This window comes from Vogesella alkaliphila, from assembly GCF_014652475.1.
Lineage (GTDB): Bacteria > Pseudomonadota > Gammaproteobacteria > Burkholderiales > Chromobacteriaceae > Vogesella > Vogesella alkaliphila.
Genome location: NZ_BMYW01000002.1, coordinates 86,230 through 104,846, shown reverse-complemented (window position 1 = coordinate 104,846; position 18,617 = coordinate 86,230). Strand labels below are relative to the sequence as shown.

Annotated in this window: 16 protein-coding genes; 12 read left to right on the top strand and 4 right to left on the bottom strand. The window is 62.1% G+C overall.

The window, feature by feature from the left end; translation table 11 throughout:
* Positions 1-34 precede the first annotated feature (34 nt).
* Both prfB and IE100_RS03655 read right to left on the bottom strand, forming a co-directional pair.
* A protein-coding gene (prfB, locus tag IE100_RS03660) for a peptide chain release factor 2 (RefSeq protein ID WP_189373099.1) occupies positions 35-1,139 on the bottom strand; the annotation gives its coding sequence in 2 pieces (ribosomal slippage) (positions 35-1,057 and positions 1,059-1,139; 1,104 coding nt in all).
* A gap of 106 nt (positions 1,140-1,245) precedes the next feature.
* Positions 1,246-2,226, bottom strand: coding sequence for a malate dehydrogenase (locus tag IE100_RS03655; protein WP_189372788.1), 981 nt, complete (start codon positions 2,224-2,226; stop codon positions 1,246-1,248).
* Between the two features lie 194 nt (positions 2,227-2,420).
* On the opposite strand from IE100_RS03655, the gene IE100_RS03650 reads away from it, so the two are divergent.
* The 12 genes from IE100_RS03650 to sucD all read left to right on the top strand — a co-directional run bounded on the left by IE100_RS03650 (position 2,421) and on the right by sucD (position 16,126).
* Positions 2,421-3,152, top strand: coding sequence for a GntR family transcriptional regulator (locus IE100_RS03650; protein ID WP_189372787.1), 732 nt, complete (start codon positions 2,421-2,423; stop codon positions 3,150-3,152).
* 221 nt (positions 3,153-3,373) lie between these two features.
* Positions 3,374-3,748: a succinate dehydrogenase, cytochrome b556 subunit gene (sdhC, locus tag IE100_RS03645; protein WP_047966892.1), complete on the top strand. Its 375-nt coding sequence runs from the start codon at positions 3,374-3,376 to the stop codon at positions 3,746-3,748.
* Positions 3,742-4,086 (top strand): succinate dehydrogenase, hydrophobic membrane anchor protein, encoded by a 345-nt coding sequence (gene sdhD, locus IE100_RS03640; protein WP_047966807.1) that lies wholly within the window; start codon positions 3,742-3,744, stop codon positions 4,084-4,086. Before sdhC ends, sdhD begins: the two co-directional genes overlap by 7 nt.
* Positions 4,086-5,852 carry a succinate dehydrogenase flavoprotein subunit gene (gene sdhA, locus IE100_RS03635; RefSeq protein ID WP_189372786.1) on the top strand — a complete coding sequence of 589 codons (1,767 nt, stop codon included), beginning with the start codon at positions 4,086-4,088 and terminating at the stop codon, positions 5,850-5,852. Before sdhD ends, sdhA begins: the two co-directional genes overlap by 1 nt.
* A gap of 19 nt (positions 5,853-5,871) precedes the next feature.
* Positions 5,872-6,576, top strand: a complete 705-nt coding sequence (locus IE100_RS03630; protein WP_189372785.1) for a succinate dehydrogenase iron-sulfur subunit — start codon at positions 5,872-5,874, stop codon at positions 6,574-6,576.
* The gene (locus IE100_RS03625; protein ID WP_189372784.1) at positions 6,573-6,821 is read left to right on the top strand and encodes an FAD assembly factor SdhE; all 249 of its coding nucleotides are present in this window, start codon (positions 6,573-6,575) and stop codon (positions 6,819-6,821) included. Before IE100_RS03630 ends, IE100_RS03625 begins: the two co-directional genes overlap by 4 nt.
* A gap of 57 nt (positions 6,822-6,878) precedes the next feature.
* Positions 6,879-8,168 (top strand): citrate synthase, encoded by a 1,290-nt coding sequence (gltA, locus tag IE100_RS03620; RefSeq protein ID WP_189372783.1) that lies wholly within the window; start codon positions 6,879-6,881, stop codon positions 8,166-8,168.
* A gap of 152 nt (positions 8,169-8,320) precedes the next feature.
* Complete coding sequence (locus tag IE100_RS03615) at positions 8,321-11,149, top strand: 2-oxoglutarate dehydrogenase E1 component (protein ID WP_189372782.1); 2,829 nt, start codon at positions 8,321-8,323, stop codon at positions 11,147-11,149.
* Between the two features lie 50 nt (positions 11,150-11,199).
* Positions 11,200-12,414, top strand: a complete 1,215-nt coding sequence (gene odhB, locus IE100_RS03610) for a 2-oxoglutarate dehydrogenase complex dihydrolipoyllysine-residue succinyltransferase (protein WP_189372781.1) — start codon at positions 11,200-11,202, stop codon at positions 12,412-12,414.
* An 81-nt stretch (positions 12,415-12,495) separates the two neighbouring features.
* On the top strand, positions 12,496-13,929 hold the full coding sequence (gene lpdA, locus IE100_RS03605; protein WP_189372780.1) for a dihydrolipoyl dehydrogenase: 1,434 nt from the start codon (positions 12,496-12,498) through the stop codon (positions 13,927-13,929).
* Positions 13,930-14,044: 115 nt separating this feature from the next.
* The gene (gene sucC, locus IE100_RS03600; RefSeq protein ID WP_189372779.1) at positions 14,045-15,214 is read left to right on the top strand and encodes an ADP-forming succinate--CoA ligase subunit beta; all 1,170 of its coding nucleotides are present in this window, start codon (positions 14,045-14,047) and stop codon (positions 15,212-15,214) included.
* Between the two features lie 27 nt (positions 15,215-15,241).
* Entirely contained in the window at positions 15,242-16,126 is an 885-nt protein-coding gene (sucD, locus tag IE100_RS03595) for a succinate--CoA ligase subunit alpha (protein WP_189372778.1), read from the top strand.
* Between the two features lie 147 nt (positions 16,127-16,273).
* Here the strand turns inward: sucD and IE100_RS03590 are convergent, their stop codons facing one another.
* Both IE100_RS03590 and cadR read right to left on the bottom strand, forming a co-directional pair.
* Positions 16,274-17,164 carry a LysR family transcriptional regulator gene (locus IE100_RS03590; RefSeq protein WP_189372777.1) on the bottom strand — a complete coding sequence of 297 codons (891 nt, stop codon included), beginning with the start codon at positions 17,162-17,164 and terminating at the stop codon, positions 16,274-16,276.
* A 987-nt stretch (positions 17,165-18,151) separates the two neighbouring features.
* Positions 18,152-18,604 carry a Cd(II)/Pb(II)-responsive transcriptional regulator gene (gene cadR / locus IE100_RS03585; protein ID WP_189372776.1) on the bottom strand — a complete coding sequence of 151 codons (453 nt, stop codon included), beginning with the start codon at positions 18,602-18,604 and terminating at the stop codon, positions 18,152-18,154.
* Positions 18,605-18,617 lie beyond the last annotated feature (13 nt).

Genomic DNA, 18,617 nt, shown 5'->3' with positions numbered 1-18,617 from the left:
GGCCGCATCGCGTGCGGCCAACCTTGGGTATCGTTTAAACGCCCTGTTTCAGGCTGGCTTCGATAAAGCCGTCCAGGTCGCCGTCCATCACGCCCTTGATGTTGCCAACTTCATAGCTGGTACGCAGGTCCTTGATGCGCGACTGGTCGAATACGTAGGAGCGGATCTGGTGGCCCCAGCCCACGTCCGTCTTGCTGTCTTCCAGCGACTGCTTGGCTTCGTTGCGCAGTTTCAGTTCGCGCTCGTACAGCTTGGCGCGCAGCATCTGCCACGCTTCGTCGCGGTTGCGGTGCTGCGAGCGGTCGTTCTGGCACTGCACCACGATATTGGTCGGGATGTGCGTCAGGCGCACCGCCGAATCGGTCTTGTTGATGTGCTGGCCGCCGGCACCGGAGGCGCGGTAGGTGTCGGTCCGCACGTCGGCCGGATTGATGGTGATCTCGAAGCTGTCGTCCACTTCCGGATACACGAACACCGAGCAGAACGAGGTATGGCGGCGCGCGTTGGAGTCGAACGGCGACACGCGCACCAGGCGATGGACGCCCACTTCGGTACGCAGCAGGCCGTAGGCGTATTCGCCCTCGATCTTGATGGTGGCGCTGGAGATGCCGGCCACTTCGCCTTCGGACTCTTCCAGGATCTCGACCTTGAAGCCCTTGCGTTCGGCGTAGCGCACGTACATGCGCAGCAGCATGCCGGCCCAGTCCTGGGCCTCGGTGCCGCCGGCGCCGGCCTGGATGTCCAGGAAGCAGTTGTTCGGGTCCATCGGGTCGTGGAACATGCGGCGGAATTCGAGCTTGCCCAGCTTGGCCTCGACCTCGTCCAGATCCGCCTTGACGGCCAGGATGGTGTCGTCGTCGCCTTCGGCGCGGCCCATTTCAAACAGCTCGGCGCAGTCGGAGAGCGTAGCGGCGATGCCTTCGATCACCAGGACCACGTCTTCCAGCTGCTTGCGCTCGCGGCCGAGTTCTTGTGCCTTTTTGGGGTCGTTCCAGATATCGGGATCTTCGGTCAGGCGGGAAACTTCTTCCAGACGGTCTTTTTTACCGTCGTAGTCAAAGATACCCCCGGATATCAGCGTTGCGGGTAGCCAGATCGTCGATCTGTGCCTGGATTTGATTGAGTACTTCGGCTTCAATCATGGTGTTTCGACCTCCAAAAAGAGCGGGATTGCGTTGTGATTCGGTAATTCGGTAAAGACAAAAAGCGCACCTCGCGGTGCGCTTTTGCCGGAACGCTCAGTGATCAACCCAGCAGGTGGGCAACGCCGGCGCGTTCTTCTTCCAGTTCGTTCAGGGTGACGTTGATGCAGTCACGGCTGAACTGATCGATCTCCAGGCCTTCAACCAGCTTGTACTCGCCGTTTTCGCAAGTCACAGGGAAGCCGAACATCACGTCTTTCGGGATGCCGTAGGAGCCGTCGGACGGGATACCCATGGTCACCCACTTGCCGTTGGTGCCCAGCACCCAGTCGCGAATGTGGTCGATGGCAGCGTTGGCGGCCGAGGCGGCGGAGGACAGGCCACGCGCTTCGATGATGGCGGCGCCGCGCTTGCCCACGGTCGGCAGGAACACGTCGCGGTTCCATTCGTGGTCGTTGATCATGTCTTTTACCGACTGGCCATCGATGGTGGCGAAGCGGTAGTCGGCGTACATGGTCGGCGAGTGGTTACCCCACACGGCCAGTTTCTCGATGGCGGCAACCGGCTTGCCGGTCTTGGCGGCGATCTGCGACAGCGCGCGGTTGTGGTCCAGACGCAACATGGCGGTGAAGTTTTTCGGATTCAGATCCGGAGCCGACTTCATCGCGATGTAGGCGTTGGTGTTGGCCGGGTTGCCGACGACCAGCACCTTGACGTTGCGGTCGGCTACCTTGTTCAGGGCGGCGCCCTGCACGGTGAAGATCTCGGCGTTGGCGGTCAGCAGGTCCTTGCGTTCCATGCCTTTGCTGCGCGGACGGGCGCCAACCAGCAGGGCAACCTGTACATCCTTGAAAGCCACTTCCGGGTCGTCGGTCGCAACCATGCCGGCCAGCAGCGGGAACGCGCAGTCTTCCAGTTCCATCATCACGCCTTTAACGGCGGTCTGGGCTTGTGGCAGATCCAGCAGTTGCAGGATGACCGGCTGGTCCTTGCCCAGCATTTCACCACTGGCAATGCGGAACAACAGGCTGTAACCAATCTGACCGGCTGCACCAGTGACGGCGACGCGAACGGGGGCTTTCATCGATGTACTCTCCTTTAGAACTTTGGAATGACTGCTCTTTGGATGCTGCTTTGCAACAGTTTCAGCGAGTTTAGCATGCTGCACTGCCTTTGTGCTGCCCTTGCACCGCTAGCTGCAATCAGGACGTGACTTTTTGTCTTATGTCTTATATAAGACTGGTGTTTACCTTGATCGCGTTTGGTGTTAAAAAGTCCATGAACAGCAAGAGTCTCAATCGTATCCCTTTGTATAGACAGGCAAGACAGCAGATTCTGGAGCGTCTGTGCGACGGGGAGTGGCAGGTGGCGGAGTCGCTGCCCAGCGAGTGGGAGCTGGCCGAACAGCTGTCCGTCAGCCAGGGCACGGTGCGTAAGGCGCTGACCGAACTGGTGGCGGACGGGGTGCTGTACCGGCAGCAGGGCAAGGGCACGTTTGTGGCGCCCGGCGCCGATGACTGGGCCGGGATGTCGATGATCTCGCCGGGGCTGTTGTCGGAGAGTCCGGACCGCCTGCAGCGCGAGTTTCTCGGTATCGCGCGCGGCAACGCGCCGGACGATGTGTCGGCGGCGCTGGGTTTGCGTCGCGCGGCGCCGGTGTTTCGCATCCGCCTGTTGTGGCGGCTGCGCGGTCAGGCGGTGGCGCTGGACGAGGTGCTGTTGTCGGCCGAGCGTTTTCCGGCGCTGGATTCGCGCTGGTTGCGGCAGTTGCCCGGCGTGTGGGCGGTGCTGCAGCAGCACTTCGGCGTCCGCTTGCGGGTGGCGACCGAGCAGTGGCGGGCGGTGGTGCTGGAGCGCGACGAGGCGCAGTTGCTGGCGGCGGTGTCCGGTACGCCGGTGCTGTCGCACCTCAGGTTGGCGGTGGATGTCAACGGTGCGGCGGTGGAGTGGCGGCAGCGCCTGTGCCTGACCGACAGGCTGGCGTTGACGCTGCAGCATTCGCCGGCATGACGCTGTGTCGCAAACGCGGTTTTGTGTGTCGCATTTCGGATAGCCCGGTCGGCAGCGACGCGCAGATTTGGTAGAATCTTCAGATTATGTTGCACGTGCAGCATCGTGCAGCATGATCTTGATGGATCAGGGGTGGCCCCTGGCTCCTAACGGCGACGGCAGTTTTCGGGCCGCCGCTAACGTAAAAAACCACTTGGTTCATGCACATCCAAGGAAGCTATATGCAGAAGCAACGACCAAAGCACTTAGATCTGAGCAAGATCAGACTGCCCGTGCCGGGTATCGTCTCGATCCTGCACCGGATCAGCGGTGTGGCACTGTTTTTCTCCCTGCCACTCCTGATTTACCTTCTCAGCGGTTCGCTCAGTTCCGCCGACGCCTTTGACAGCTACCGCGCTGTTGTCGCCCACCCCCTGGTGAAATTGATCCTGATCGGCTTGTTGTGGGGCTTCCTGCACCACGCCGCCGCCGGCATCCGTTTCCTGCTGCTGGATATCCACAAGGGTCTTGAGCTGCAAACTGCCCGCGCTACCGCGAAAATGGTTCTGGCCGTCAGCCTGAGCCTGACCGCCATCATCGGAGGCATCCTATGGTAAACCGTCAAGTTGTCGGTGCTCACTACGGCCTGAAAGACTGGATCGTCCAGCGTGCCACGGCCGTGATCATGCTGGTGTATACCGCCGCCCTGATCCTGTTCCTGCTGGCGATGCCTTCCGGCTACGAAGGCTGGAAGCTGCTGTTCGGCCAGACCTGGGTAAAAGTGCTGACCCAGACCACCTTGATCGCGCTGTTCCTGCATGCATGGGTAGGTATTCGTGATCTCTGGATGGACTACATCAAACCGGTTGGCGTGCGTTTGACCATGCACACCCTGACCGCGGTTTGGCTGGTGTCCTGTTTTATTTATTCGCTTAAGGTTGTATGGGGGCTGTAATGACCATTCCCGTTCGTCGATTTGATGCAGTAATTGTTGGCGGCGGTGGCGCAGGTCTGCGTGCTGCCTTGCAACTGTCCGAGTCCGGCCTGAAAACTGCCGTACTGTCCAAAGTATTCCCGACCCGTTCGCACACCGTTGCCGCACAAGGTGGTATCTCCGCCTCGCTGGGCAACGTGCAGGAAGACCGCTGGGAATGGCACATGTTCGATACCGTGAAGGGTTCGGACTGGCTGGGTGACCAGGACGCCATCGAATTCATGTGCCGCAAGGCGCCTGAAGCCGTGATCGAGCTTGAGCACTTCGGCATGCCGTTCGACCGTCTGGAAAACGGCAAGATCTACCAGCGCCCGTTCGGCGGCCACACCCAGAACGAAGGCGAAGCGCCGGTGCAGCGTGCCTGCGCCGCGGCCGACCGTACCGGTCACGCCATGCTGCACACCCTGTACCAGCGCAACGTGCGCGCCAACACCCAGTTCTTCATCGAGTGGATGGCGCTGGACCTGATCCGTGACGAAGACGGTGACGTAGTGGGCGTGACCGCGCTGGAAATGGAAACCGGCGAGGTTTACAACTTCCACGCCAAGGGCGTGCTGTTCGCCACCGGCGGCGCTGGCCGTATCTACGCCGCCTCCACCAACGCCTTCATCAACACCGGTGACGGCCTGGGCATGAGCGTGCGCGCCGGCATCCCGCTGGAAGACATGGAATTCTGGCAGTTCCACCCGACCGGCGTGGCCGGCGCGGGCGTGCTGATTACCGAAGGCGTGCGCGGCGAGGGCGGTATCCTGCTGAACGCCAACGGCGAGCGCTTCATGGAGCGCTACGCCCCTAACCTGAAAGACCTGGCCCCGCGCGACTTCGTGGCCCGCTCGATGGAGCAGGAAGTGCTGGAAGGTCGCGGTTGCGGCCCGAACAAGGATCACGTGCTACTGAAGCTGGACCACCTCGGTCCGGACATCATCAAGCAGCGTCTGCCTGGCATCCGCGAGATCGCCATCAAGTTTGCCGGCGTCGACCCGATCAAGGAACCGATTCCGGTGATCCCGACCTGCCACTACATGATGGGCGGTATTCCGACCAACTACCGTGGCGAAGTGGTGATCCCGAAAGGCGACAACCCGGAAGCCCGCGTCAACGGCTTCTACGCCGCCGGCGAATGCGCGTGCGCCTCGGTGCACGGTGCCAACCGTCTGGGTACCAACTCGCTGCTCGACCTGGTGGTCTTCGGCAAGTCGGCCGGTGACAGCATGGTCGAATTCATCAAGAGCGAAATGCCGACCTGGAAACCGCTGCCAGCCAACGCCGGCCAGATCTCGCTGGACCGTATCGCGCGTCTGGACAACCAGACCGGTGGCGAAGAAGTCGCCGACGTGCGTGCCGCGATGCAGCGTACCGTGCAGGCGCGTGCCGCCGTGTTCCGCAACTCGGAAAACCTGGCGCTGGGCGTGAAGGAAATCCAGGAAGTGGCCGAGCGCGTGAAGCGCACCCAGATCAAGGACAAGTCCAAGGTGTTCAACACCGCCCGCGTGGAAGCGCTGGAACTGGAAAACCTGATCGAAGTGGCGGTGGCGACCCTGATCTCGGCCGAAGCGCGCAAGGAGTCCCGTGGCGCCCACGCCCACGCCGACTACCAGGAGCGCGACGACGAAGTCTGGATGAAGCACACCCTGTACTACGGTGAAGATCGTCGTCTGACCTACAAGCCGGTACACACCAAGCCGCTGTCGGTTGAGTACATCGCACCGAAAGTGCGTACCTTCTAAGCGCCGGCCGGAGACTTATATGAAAACAGCACGTTTTTCCATCTATCGCTACGATCCGGACAAGGACGCCAAGCCTTACATGCAGGATTACGAAGTCGAGCTGTCGCCGACCGACGTGAAGCTGCTGGACGTGATCGTGAAGCTCAAGGCGATGGACGACACCCTGTCGTTCCGCCGCTCCTGCCGCGAAGGCATCTGCGGCTCCGACGCGATGAACATCAACGGCAAGAACGGTCTGGCCTGCGTGACCAACGTCGCCGACCTGAAACAGCCGATCGAGCTGCGTCCGCTGCCGGGCCTGCCGGTCATCCGCGACCTGATCGTGGACATGACCCAGTTCTTCAAGCAGTACCACTCGATCAAGCCGTACGTGATCAACGACACGCCGCCGCCTGAGCGCGAGCGTCTGCAGTCGCCGGAAGATCGCGAAGAGCTGGACGGTCTGTACGAGTGCATCCTGTGCGCCTGCTGTTCCACGTCCTGCCCGTCGTTCTGGTGGAACCCGGACAAGTTCGTCGGCCCGGCCGGCCTGCTGGCCGCGTACCGCTTCATCGCCGATACCCGCGACGAAGCCACCAACGAGCGTCTGGACAACCTGGAAGACCCGTACCGTCTGTTCCGCTGCCATACCATCATGAACTGCGTCGACGTATGTCCTAAGGGTCTGAACCCGACCAAGGCCATCGGCAAGATCAAGGACCTGATGGTCAAGCGTGCGGTATGACCGATTTTGATCCGATCGAACTGAAACGGATCCGCTGGCGCTCGCGCCGTGGCCTGCTCGAACTCGACCTGGTGCTGGAACGCTTCCTCGCCAACGGCTTCGAGCAGCTCACCACGGCCGAGCTGTTTGCGTACCAGAAGTGTCTGGATCTCGACGACAACGACTTTCTGGACTACGTGAACGGCAAGGCGGAAGTGGACGATCCCGAACTGGCGCACATCATCGGGATCTTGCGGGCAGCCTGACGCCCGCAGCAGCAAACATTACTACAACGACCATAAATTTAGACTGGGAGTATTGCTGTGGAAAACAATCGTAAAGTGACGCTCACCTACAACGACGGCAAAGACACGCTGGAAATGCCGGTACTGAAAGGTACCCTGGGTCCGGACGTCGTTGACATCCGCGCCTTCTCCAAGACCGGCATGTTCACCTTCGACCCGGGCTTCCTGGCGACCGCCAGCTGCGAGTCCGCCATCACCTTCATCGACGGTGACGTCGGCCAGCTGTACTACCGCGGCTACCCGATCGAGCAACTGGCCGAGAAGAGCGACTACCTCGAAGTCTGCTACCTGCTGCTGAACGGCGAACTGCCGACGGCGGAACAGCGCAAGGAATTCGAGCGCGGCATCATGCGTCACAACATGCTGCACGACCAGATCATCAGCTTCTACAAGGGCTTCCGCCGCGACGCGCACCCGATGGCCGTGATGGTGGGGGTGGTCGGCGCGCTGTCCGCGTTCTATCACGACTCGCTGGACATCAATAACGCGGATCACCGCAAGATCTCGGCGCACCGCCTGATCGCCAAGCTGCCGAACATCGCGGCCCAGGCGTATCGCTACAACAAGGGCCTGCCGTTCTCCTATCCGAAGAATGGCCTGACCTACGCCGAGAACTTCCTGCACATGATGTTCTCCACCCCGTGCGAAGAGTACAAGGTGAATGCCGTGACCGCGCGCGCGCTGGACCGCATCTTCACCCTGCACGCCGACCACGAGCAGAACGCCTCCACCTCCACCGTGCGTCTGGCCGGCTCCTCCGGTGCCAACCCGTTCGCGTGTATCGCGGCCGGTATCGCCTGCCTGTGGGGCCCGTCGCACGGCGGCGCCAACGAGGCCGTACTGAAGATGCTGGACGAAATCGGTTCCGTGGACAACGTGGCCGAGTTCATGCAGGGCGTGAAGGACAAGCGCTACAAGCTGATGGGCTTCGGCCACCGCGTGTACAAGAACATGGACCCGCGCGCCGCCATCATGAAGAAGACCTGCGACGAAGTGCTGACCGAGCTGGGCCTGCAGGACGATCCGAAGTTCAAGCTGGCCATGGCGCTGGAAAAGATCGCCCTGGAAGACCCGTACTTCATCGAGCGCAAGCTGTACCCGAACGTCGACTTCTACTCCGGCATCGTGCTGTCCGCGATCGGTATCCCGGTATCGATGTTCACGCCGATCTTCGCGCTGGCACGTACCGTGGGCTGGATTTCGCACTGGACCGAAATGATCGCCGATCCGGCGATGAAGATCGGCCGTCCGCGCCAGCTGTACACCGGCTCGCCGCGTCGTGACTTCATCGACGAAGGCAAGCGCTAAGCCGTAAGCAAGGTTGGCCGCAGGCTTGCGGCCAACCTTTTTCTGCCCGCCGGGGCAGGGCAGAGCGTTCTGTCAAGGGGAGCGGGGCAACCCCCACTCTCTTTGTCAAAACGGTTTTTGCAAAGCAGCAACGCAGACAAAAGGGTCGAATAATGATGCAATCCCTGTACAGTCATTCCTACCTGTTTGGTGGGAATGCACCGTTCATCGAGGATCTCTACGAGCAGTACCTCGCTGATCCGACAGTCGTTTCGCCGGAGTGGCGGGACTACTTCGACAAGCTTTCTACCGCGCCTGGTGCTGCCGACCGTGACGTCGCCCACCAGCCGATCCAGGAATCCTTCATCCAGCTGGCCAAGCGCCCGCCGGCAGCGTCGCGCAGCAGCGCCGCCACCGACTGGGAGTCGATGCAGAAACAGGTGGCGGTGCTGAAGCTGATCTCGGCCTACCGCGTACTGGGTTCGCGCCAGGCCAACCTCGACCCGCTGAAGCGCATGGACCAGGCGACGCTGCGCGAGCTGGATCACGCCACCCACGGCCTGACCGATGCCGACATGGCGGTGCACTTCAATGTCGGCTCGCTGGTGGCGCCGCAAAAGCTGCCGCTGTCCGAGATCATTGCCCGTCTGAAGCAGACCTACTGCGGCAATATCGGCGTCGAGTACATGCACATCACCAACTCCGAAGAAAAGCACTGGGTACAGAAGCGCTTCGAGGGTGACCTGTCGACCCCGCACTACAACGCCGACAAGAAAAAGCGCATCTTCAAGCAGATCACCGCTGCCGAAACGCTGGAACGCTACCTGCACACCAAGTACGTCGGCCAGAAGCGCTTCTCGCTGGAAGGTGGCGAATCCGCCATCGCCGCGCTGGACCACCTGATCCAGAACGCCACCGCCGTGGGCGTGGAAGAGCTGATCATCGGCATGGCCCACCGCGGCCGTCTGAACGTGCTGGTCAACACCCTGGGCAAGCAGCCGCGCGACCTGTTCGCCGAGTTCGAAGGCAAGGCGGCACAGGAGCTGGCCTCCGGCGACGTGAAGTACCACATGGGCTTCTCCTCCGACATCCCGACCGCCAACGGCCCGATGCACGTGTCGCTGGCGTTCAACCCGTCGCACCTGGAAATCGTCAACCCGGTGGTCGAGGGTTCGGTGCGCGCGCGCCAGGATCGCCGTAAGGACAGCGAGCGCAAGGCCGCGGTACCGGTGCTGATCCACGGTGACTCCGCCTTTGCCGGTCTCGGCGTCAATCAGGGCACCTTCAACCTGTCGCAGACGCGTGGTTACGGTACCGGTGGCACCGTGCACATCGTGATCAACAACCAGGTCGGCTTCACCACCTCCGATACCCGCGACATGCGTTCCACGCTGTACTGTACCGACGTGGCGAAGATGATCGAAGCACCGATCTTCCACGTCAACGGCGACGATCCGGAAGCGGTGTGCTACGTGATGCAGGCGGCGTTGGACTTCCGTATGAAGTTCAACAAGGACGTGGTCATCGACCTCGTCTGCTACCGCAAACTGGGCCACAACGAGGGCGACGACCCGTTCCTGACCCAGCCGATGATGTACAAGAAGATCGCCAAGCACGGCGGCGTGCGCGCGATGTACGCCGAGCGTCTGGTGAGCGAGGGCGTGCTGACCGCCGCCGAAGCCGACAACTTCATCCAGGCCTACCGCGACGCGCTGGATAAGGGCGAACACGTCGAGCAGACCGTGCTGTCCAACTACCGCCGCGAACACGCGCTGGACTGGTCGCAGTACCAGGGCACCCACTGGGCACACCCGACCGACACCTCGCTGCCGCACGCCGACATCCAGCGTCTGGCCGAGAAGTTCACCACCGTGCCGGAAAACTACAAGCTGCACCCGACCGTGAAGCGCGTGCAGGACGCCCGTCGCGCGATGGCTGCCGGCGAGCAGGCGATCGACTGGGGCATGGCCGAAACGCTGGCCTACGCAAGCCTGGTGACCAACGGTTACGGCGTGCGCATCTCCGGTGAAGACTCCGGCCGCGGCACCTTCTCGCACCGTCATGCCGTCGTGCACGACCAGAACCGCGAGCGCTGGGACCAGGGCACCTACGTGCCGCTGCGCAACATGTCCGACAACCAGGCCGATTTCCTGGTGATCGACTCGATCCTGAACGAAGAAGCGGTACTGGCCTACGAATACGGCTACGCCTGCTCGGCTCCGGACCAGCTGGTGATCTGGGAAGCCCAGTTCGGCGACTTCGCCAACGGTGCCCAGGTCGCCATCGACCAGTTCATCTCCTCCGGCGAAACCAAGTGGGGCCGTCTGTGCGGCCTGACCACCATCCTGCCGCACGGCTACGATGGCCAGGGCCCGGAACACTCCTCCGCGCGCCTGGAACGCTGGCTGCAGCTGTGCGCCGAGCACAACATGCAGATCGTGATGCCGTCCGAAGCCAGCCAGATGTTCCACGTGCTGCGCCGCCAGGTACTGCGTCCGTTCCGCAAGCCGCTGGTGATCTTCCTGTCCAAGCGCCTGCTGCGCTACAAGGATGCGATGAGCCCGCTGGAAGACTTCACCTCCCACAGCTTCCGTCCGGTGATCGGCGATGCCAGCATCAGCGACGCCAAGGCGGTGAAACGAGTGATCCTGTGTTCCGGTCAGGTCTACTACGACCTGGTCAACGGTCGCAAGGAGCGCGAGCTGGACAGCGAAGTGGCGATCATCCGCGTCGAGCAGCTGTATCCGTTCCCGACGGAACAGCTGCAGGCCGAGCTGGCACGCTTCTCCCACGTGAAGGAAATCATGTGGGTTCAGGAAGAGCCACGCAACCAGGGCGCCTGGTACCAGATCCGCCACCGTCTGGAGGCGCTGCTGGGCGCCAAGCAGAACCTGCTGTTTGCCGGTCGTCCGTCGTCGGCATCGCCGGCCGTGGGTTACATGAGCAAGCACGTTGCGCAACTGAAGGGCTTCATCGAAGAAGCCATGTCGGTTAACAAATAACACCTGTAGAACAAAGGGCGGCTGCCAGCCGCCCCAAAACGGAGAAGAACATGGCCATTATCGAAGTGAAAGTGCCGCAGTTGCCGGAATCGGTTTCCGAAGCCACCCTGATGTCCTGGCACAAGCGTGTCGGTCAGGCTGTCGCCCGTGACGAAAACCTGATCGATCTGGAGACCGACAAGGTCGTGCTGGAACTGCCGGCACCGCTGGCCGGCGTGATCGTCGAAATCATCGAGCAGGATGGCGCGACCGTGGTTTCCGGTCAGCTGATCGCCCGCATCGACACCGCCGCCACCGCCGGCGATGCCGCCCCTGCAGCGGCTGCTGCTGCTCCAGCCCCGGTTGCCGCGGCACCGGTACAGGCTGCAGCGCCAGGTGGCGCAGCGATGCCATCGGCTGCCAAGCTGGCTGCCGAAAGCGGCGTGGACCTGGCTGGCGTGGCCGGCTCCGGTCGTGACGGTCGCATCCTGAAAGAAGACGTGGCCGCTGCCGCCGCCAAACCGGCCGCTGCCGCCGCTGCCAAGCCGCTGGCGCCGCTGCCACCGGTTGCCGCCGATGCTTCCGGCCGTCCGGAGCAGCGCGTGGCGATGTCCCGCCTGCGCCAGCGCGTGGCCGAGCGCCTGCTGCAATCGCAGCAGACCAATGCGATTCTGACCACTTTCAACGAAGTGAACATGAAGCCGCTGATGGACCTGCGCGCCAAGTACAAGGACAAGTTCGAGAAAGAGCACGGCGTGAAGCTGGGCTTCATGGGCTTCTTCGTCAAGGCCGCCGTGGCCGCGCTGAAGAAATTCCCGATCGTGAACGCCTCGGTTGACGGCAACGACATCATCTACCACGGTTACTTCGACATCGGCGTCGCCGTTGGCAGCCCGCGTGGTCTGGTGGTACCGGTGATCCGCAACGCCGACCAGCTGTCGCTGGCCGACATCGAGAAGCAGATCGCCGAATTCGGCAAGCGTGCGCAGGAAGGCAAGCTGACCGTGGAAGAGCTGACCGGCGGTACCTACACCATCTCCAACGGCGGTACCTTCGGCTCGATGATGTCGACCCCGATCATCAACCCGCCACAGTCCGCCATCCTCGGCATGCACGCGACCAAAGAGCGCGCCGTTGTTGAAAACGGCCAGATCGTGATCCGTCCGATGATGTACCTGGCACAGTCCTACGACCACCGCATCATCGACGGCCGCGAAGCGGTGCTGTCGCTGGTGGCGATCAAGGACGCGATCGAAGATCCGGCCCGCCTGATCCTCGACCTGTAATCCTGTCCGGGACGGCTGGTCCCGCTTTCCCGGTTGCGGCCAACCTTGCGAGGTTGGCCGCAATGAATACAAGGAACAATCATGAGTCAACAGTTTGACGTGGTGGTAATCGGCGGCGGCCCAGGCGGCTACGTCGCGGCCATCCGTGCTGCCCAGCTGGGTTTCAGCACCGCTTGTGTGGACGCCACCAAGAACCCGGAAGGCAAGCCTTCTCTGGGTGGTACCTGCCTGAACGTCGGTTGCATTCCGTCCAAGGCGCTGCTGCAGTCGTCGGAAAACTTCCACGCGGTGCAGCACGACTTCCAGAAGCACGGCATCAGCGTCGATGGCGCCCAGATGGACGTGGCCAAGATGCTGGCGCGCAAGAACGACATCATCACCAAGAACGCCGGCGGCATCGCCTTCCTGTTCAAGAAGAACAAGGTGGCCAACGTGCACGGTCTGGGTAGCCTCAAGGGCCGCCAGGGCGACAAGTGGGTCATCGAAGTGACCGACAATGGCGCCGTGGTTGACACCCTGGAAGCCACCCACGTGATCGTTGCCACCGGCTCCAGCCCGCGTCAGCTGCCGGGCCTGCCGACCGACAACCAGATCGTGCTGGACAACGAAGGCGCGCTGGCGCTGAGCGAAGTGCCGGCCCGCCTGGGCGTGATCGGCGCCGGCGTGATCGGCCTGGAAATGGGTTCGGTGTGGAAGCGCCTCGGCGCCGACGTGACCATCCTGGAAGCCATGCCAACCTTCCTCGCCGCTGCCGACCAGCAGATTGCCAAGGAAGCGTTCAAGACGCTGACCCGCGACACCGGCCTGGACATCAAGCTGGGCGTGAAGATCGGCGAGATCGTCAAGGGCGACAAGGGCGTGACCGTGAACTACGAGCTGAACGGCGAAGCCGTGAAGGCCGAGTTCGACAAGCTGATCGTGTCCATCGGCCGCGTGCCGCACACGGCCGGCCTCGGTGCCGAAACCGTCGGCCTGCAGCTGGACGAGCGCGGCTTCGTGGTGGTCGACGACCACTGCCTGACCAACCTGCCGAACGTATGGGCGATCGGCGACGTGGTGCGCGGCCCGATGCTGGCGCACAAGGCGTCGGAAGAGGGCGTGGCCGTGGCCGAGCGTATCGCCGGCCAGAAGCCGCACGTGGACTTCGGCGTGATTCCGTGGGTGATCTACACCTCGCCGGAAATCGCCTGGGTCGGCAAGACCGAAGAACAGCTCAAGGCCGAAGGCATCGAGTACAAGAAGGGCACCTCCGGTTTCGCCGCCAACGGTCGCGCGCTGGGCCTGGGTCAGGCACAGGGTACCGTCAAGCTCCTGGCCTGCGCCAAGACCGACCGCATCCTCGGCCTGCACATGATCGGCCCGATGGTGTCCGAGCTGGTGACCGAAGGCGTGGTGTCGATGGAGTTCAAGGCGGCCAGCGAAGACCTGGCCCGCATTGTCCACGCCCATCCGTCGCTGTCCGAGGTGGTGCACGAGGCGGCACTGGCTGCCGACAAGCGCGCACTGCACGGCTAAGCACGCTGCACGATTAAACAAGACCGCCCGCACCGCGGGCGGTACAATCGCAGAATTACAGGCATAGCAAGGTTGGCCGCAAGGCCTGCCAACTATCCACCCGAAAGGAAACTCAATGAACCTGCACGAATACCAAGCGAAAGAGCTGCTGGCCAAATACGGCTTGCCGGTGCAAAAGGGCATCCTGGCGAACTCGCCGGAAGAAGCCGCTGCTGCTTACGACCAACTGGGCGGCAAGTTTGCCGTTGTGAAGGCCCAGGTCCACGCCGGTGGCCGTGGCAAGGCCGGTGGCGTGAAAGTGGTGAAAAGCCGCGAAGAAGCCGCCGAAGTGGCCAAGAGCCTGATCGGTACCAACTTGGTGACCTACCAGACCGACGCCGCCGGCCAGCCGGTTCACAGCGTCCTGGTATGCGAAGACATGTACCCGGTGCAGCGCGAACTGTACCTGGGCGCCGTGGTTGACCGTGGCTCCCAGCGCGTGGTGTTCATGGTCTCCACCGAAGGCGGCGTGGAAATCGAAAAAGTAGCGGAAGAAACCCCGGAAAAAATCATCAAGGTGGAAGTGGATCCGCTGGTCGGCATGCAGCCGTTCCAGGCTCGCGATTGCGCGTTCGCCCTGGGCCTGTCCGGCAAGCAGATCGGTGAATTCACCAAGCTGATGCTGGGCGCCTACGACGCCTTCGTGTCCAACGATTTCGCGCTGTTCGAAGTGAACCCGCTGGCGCTGCGTGAAAACGGCGAACTGGCTTGCGTCGACGGCAAGATCAACCTGGACTCCAACGCCCTGTACCGTCACCCAGAGCTGCTGGCCCAGCGCGACAAGTCGCAGGAAAACGAGCGCGAAGTGAAGGCTTCCGAGTTCGACCTGAACTACGTGGCCCTGGAAGGCAACATCGGCTGCATGGTGAACGGCGCTGGCCTGGCGATGGCCACCATGGACATCATCAAGCTGAAAGGTGGCCAACCAGCCAACTTCCTGGACGTGGGCGGTGGCGCCACCAAGGAGCGCGTGATCGAAGCGTTCAAGCTGATCCTGGCCGACACCTCGGTCAAGGGCGTGCTGATCAACATCTTCGGCGGTATCGTTCGTTGCGACATGATCGCCGAAGCGATCATCGCTGCCGTTAAGGAAGTGAACGTGACCGTTCCTGTCGTTGTGCGCCTGGAAGGCAACAACGCCGAACTGGGCGCCAAGATCCTGGACGAATCCGGTCTGAAACTGACCTCCGCCCAGGGCCTGAACGACGCAGCCGAGAAGATCGTTGCTGCCGTTGCCGCGCTTTAATCACCTGCACCGCATAAGGATTTCAAAATGAGCGTATTGGTAAACAAAGATACGAAAGTGCTGGTGCAAGGCTTCACCGGCAAGAACGGTACTTTCCACGCCGAACAGGCGCTGAAAGTCGGCACCAAGGTTGTCGGTGGCGTGACCCCAGGCAAGGGCGGTTCCGAGCACCTGGGCCTGCCGGTGTTCAACACCATGAAGGACGCCGTACGCCAGACCCAGGCTGACGCCTCGGTCATCTACGTACCGGCAGCGTTCGCCAAGGACTCCATCCTGGAAGCCGTTGATTCCGGCGTGAAGCTGATCGTGTGCATCACCGAAGGCGTGCCGACCCTGGACATGCTGTACGTGAAGAAAGCCGTCGACGAAGCCGGCATCCGCCTGATCGGCCCTAACTGCCCAGGCATCATCACTCCGGGCGAGTGCAAGATCGGCATCATGCCGTGGCACATCCACAACCCGGGCCGCATTGGTATCGTGTCCCGTTCCGGCACCCTGACCTACGAAGCCGTGGCACAAACCACCGCCCTGGGTCTGGGCCAGTCGACCTGCATCGGTATCGGCGGCGACCCGATCCCGGGCACCAGCCACATCGACGCGCTGAAACTGTTCCAGGACGATCCGGACACCGACGCCATCGTGATGATCGGTGAAATCGGCGGCTCCGCTGAAGAAGAAGCGGCCGAATTCGCCAAGGCTTACGTGACCAAGCCGGTTGTCGGCTACATCGCCGGTGTGACTGCCCCGAAAGGCAAGCGCATGGGCCACGCTGGCGCCATCATCTCCGGCGGCAAGGGTACTGCCGAAGAGAAGTTCAAGGCTTTCGAGCAGGCTGGCATCGCCTACACCCGCAGCCCGGCCGAGATCGGCAAGACCATGTTCGAACTGCTGAAAAGCAAGGGCATGATCTAAGTCGCAAGACTGCCTGATCCAAGCACAACGCCACCGTTCGCGGTGGCGTTTTTCATGGTGTCGTGGAAATGGCGCGGTGTGATGGCAACAAGGTTGGCCGCATGCCTTGCGGCCAACCTTGTGCGGTCAGGGGGCCTGGCGCGCGGCTCAGTGTCCCGGCAGCAGGATTTCGCGGGTCAGCGTGATCCAGGCGCGGGCGGCGTGCGACAGGTAGCTGTCCTTCTTCCAGATCAGGCCGATGTGCCACACGATGCGCTCCTCGTCGACCGGCACCACGTCGAAACGGTGCGGTTCCAGGTGGCGTGCCACCACCTCCGGCAGCAGCGCGATGCCTAGCCGCGCCTCCACCATCGCGGCGATGAAGTCCCAGTGCGCGCTGCGCCCGGCGATGTGCACGCTCTTGCCGAGCAGGCGGAAGGCATCGGTAATGCGTGCGCTGAGCGAGAAGTCCTCCGGATAGAACACCAGCGGCCGGTCGGCGATGTCGAGCAGGGTGACACTGGCCATGCCGTGCCACGGGCTGCCGGTAGGGGCGACCAGACACAGCCGGTCGCGTACCAGGCTCAGGCTTTCGAACACGCTGTTGTCCACCGGCAGCACCGCGGCGCCGATTTCCAGCAGGCCGTTGCGCACGCTGCTTTCGATGGCGCGGGCGCCGTCTTCCACCATCTTCAGCTCGACATTGGGGTAGCGGTCGCGAAAGGCGCCGACCACCGGCGCGAAGAAGGCGCCGCCGGTCATCGGCGGCAGACCGACCACCAGCTCGCCACGCGCCAGCTCCGCCAGCTCCGCCAGCTGGCTGTTGAGGCGCATCTGCGCCGCCAGCACGTCCTGGCCGCGCTGGTACACCACGCGGCCGGCGTCGGTGAGGTGGAAGCTCTTGCCCTCGCGGATCAGCAGCGGGCTGCCGATCTCGTCCTCCAGCTGTTTCACCATCTTGCTGATGGTGGGCTGGGTGACAAACAGCGCCTCGGCGGCGCGGGTGAAGTTCTGCTGGCGCACCAGCTCGGTAAAGTAACGCAGTGCCTTGATGTCCATCTTGACTATTCTTTAATGGAATTGATTTGATAATTTTAATTCATTTCCAGAATAGACGGGGGCTCCCTATACTGCAATCACTCTCTGTGTTGTGTTGTGGCTCGTAACGACAACCGGCACTGGCACCCAGGCTGCAGGACGGATTCTCCTCCCGACTCGCGCCGCCAGTGGCAGGTTGTGACAGCGGTAGCGATACCGCTGAAGGCATCAGCCGAGTGCTGAATCAGAATTGACTGATGCCTCGTACCACCGGGGATGAGGTACGAGCTTTATTCCTTGGATTCCCCTTACGAGCGTTGTTAGGCCGGCTACTTAGCCGGCTATTTTTTTGCCTGCCGTTGGTTGATTCCTTAATGGAATAATTTTGATAATTTTAATTCATTTCCGGAATGGCTAGGGCCTGCTTATACTGCACTCACTCTCTGTGTTGTGTTGTGGCTCGTAACGACAACCGGCGCTGGCACCCAGGCTGCAGGACGGATTCTCCTCCCGACTCGCGCCGCCAGTGACAGGTTGTGACAGCGGTAGCGATACCGCTGAAAGGCATCAGCCTAGTGCTGAATCAGAATTGACTGATGCCTCGTACCACCGGGGATGAGGTACGAGGTCTATCCTTGGAATCCCCTTACGAGCATGTTAGGCCGGCTACTTAGCCGGCTATTTTTTTGCCTGCCGTTTGTTGATTTCTTGATGGAATGATTTTTATAATTTTAATTCATTTCTGGAATGGCTAGGGCCTGCTTATACTGTACTCACTCTCTGTGTTGTGTTGTGGCTCGTAACGACAACCGACCGCTGGCACCCAGGCTGCAGAACGGATTCTCCTCCCGACTCGCGCCGCCAGTGACAGGTTGTGACAGCGGTAGCGATACCGCTGAAGGCATCAGCCGAGTGCTGAATCAGAATTGACTGATGCCTCGTACAGCCGGGGATGGTGTACGAGGTCTATCCTTGGAATCCCCTTACGAGCGTTGTTAGGCCGGCTATCTAGCCGGCTATTTTTTTGCCCGTCGCCGGCGGATGGCAGGCGCAGGGCTCGCCGCTGGAGGCGTCTTCCAGCGTCTTCAGGATGCCGCAATCGGCCAGCGTGTGCGGGCTGTGACAGCGCCCGCGCAGGGCCAGCAGCTGCCGCTCCAGCTGCTGCAGCGTCTCGATCTGGCTGTGCACGCGGCGGATCTGGTCGTCGATCAGCGCGTTGACGCGGTCGCACGGCTCCGGTGCCGGATGCCGGTGATAGTCGGCCAGCTGGCGGATGTCGGCCAGCGACATGCCCAGCGAGCGGCAGTGGCGGATGAAGTTGAGCTGCTCGACGTGGCCCGGCTCGTAGCGGCGATAGCCGCTGGCGCTGCGCGCCGGCGCCGGCAACAGCCCCTCGCGCTCGTAGTAGCGTATGGTTTCCACCTCGCAGCCAGTCTGTCTGGCCAGTTCCCCGATTTGCATTGCCTGCTCCCGC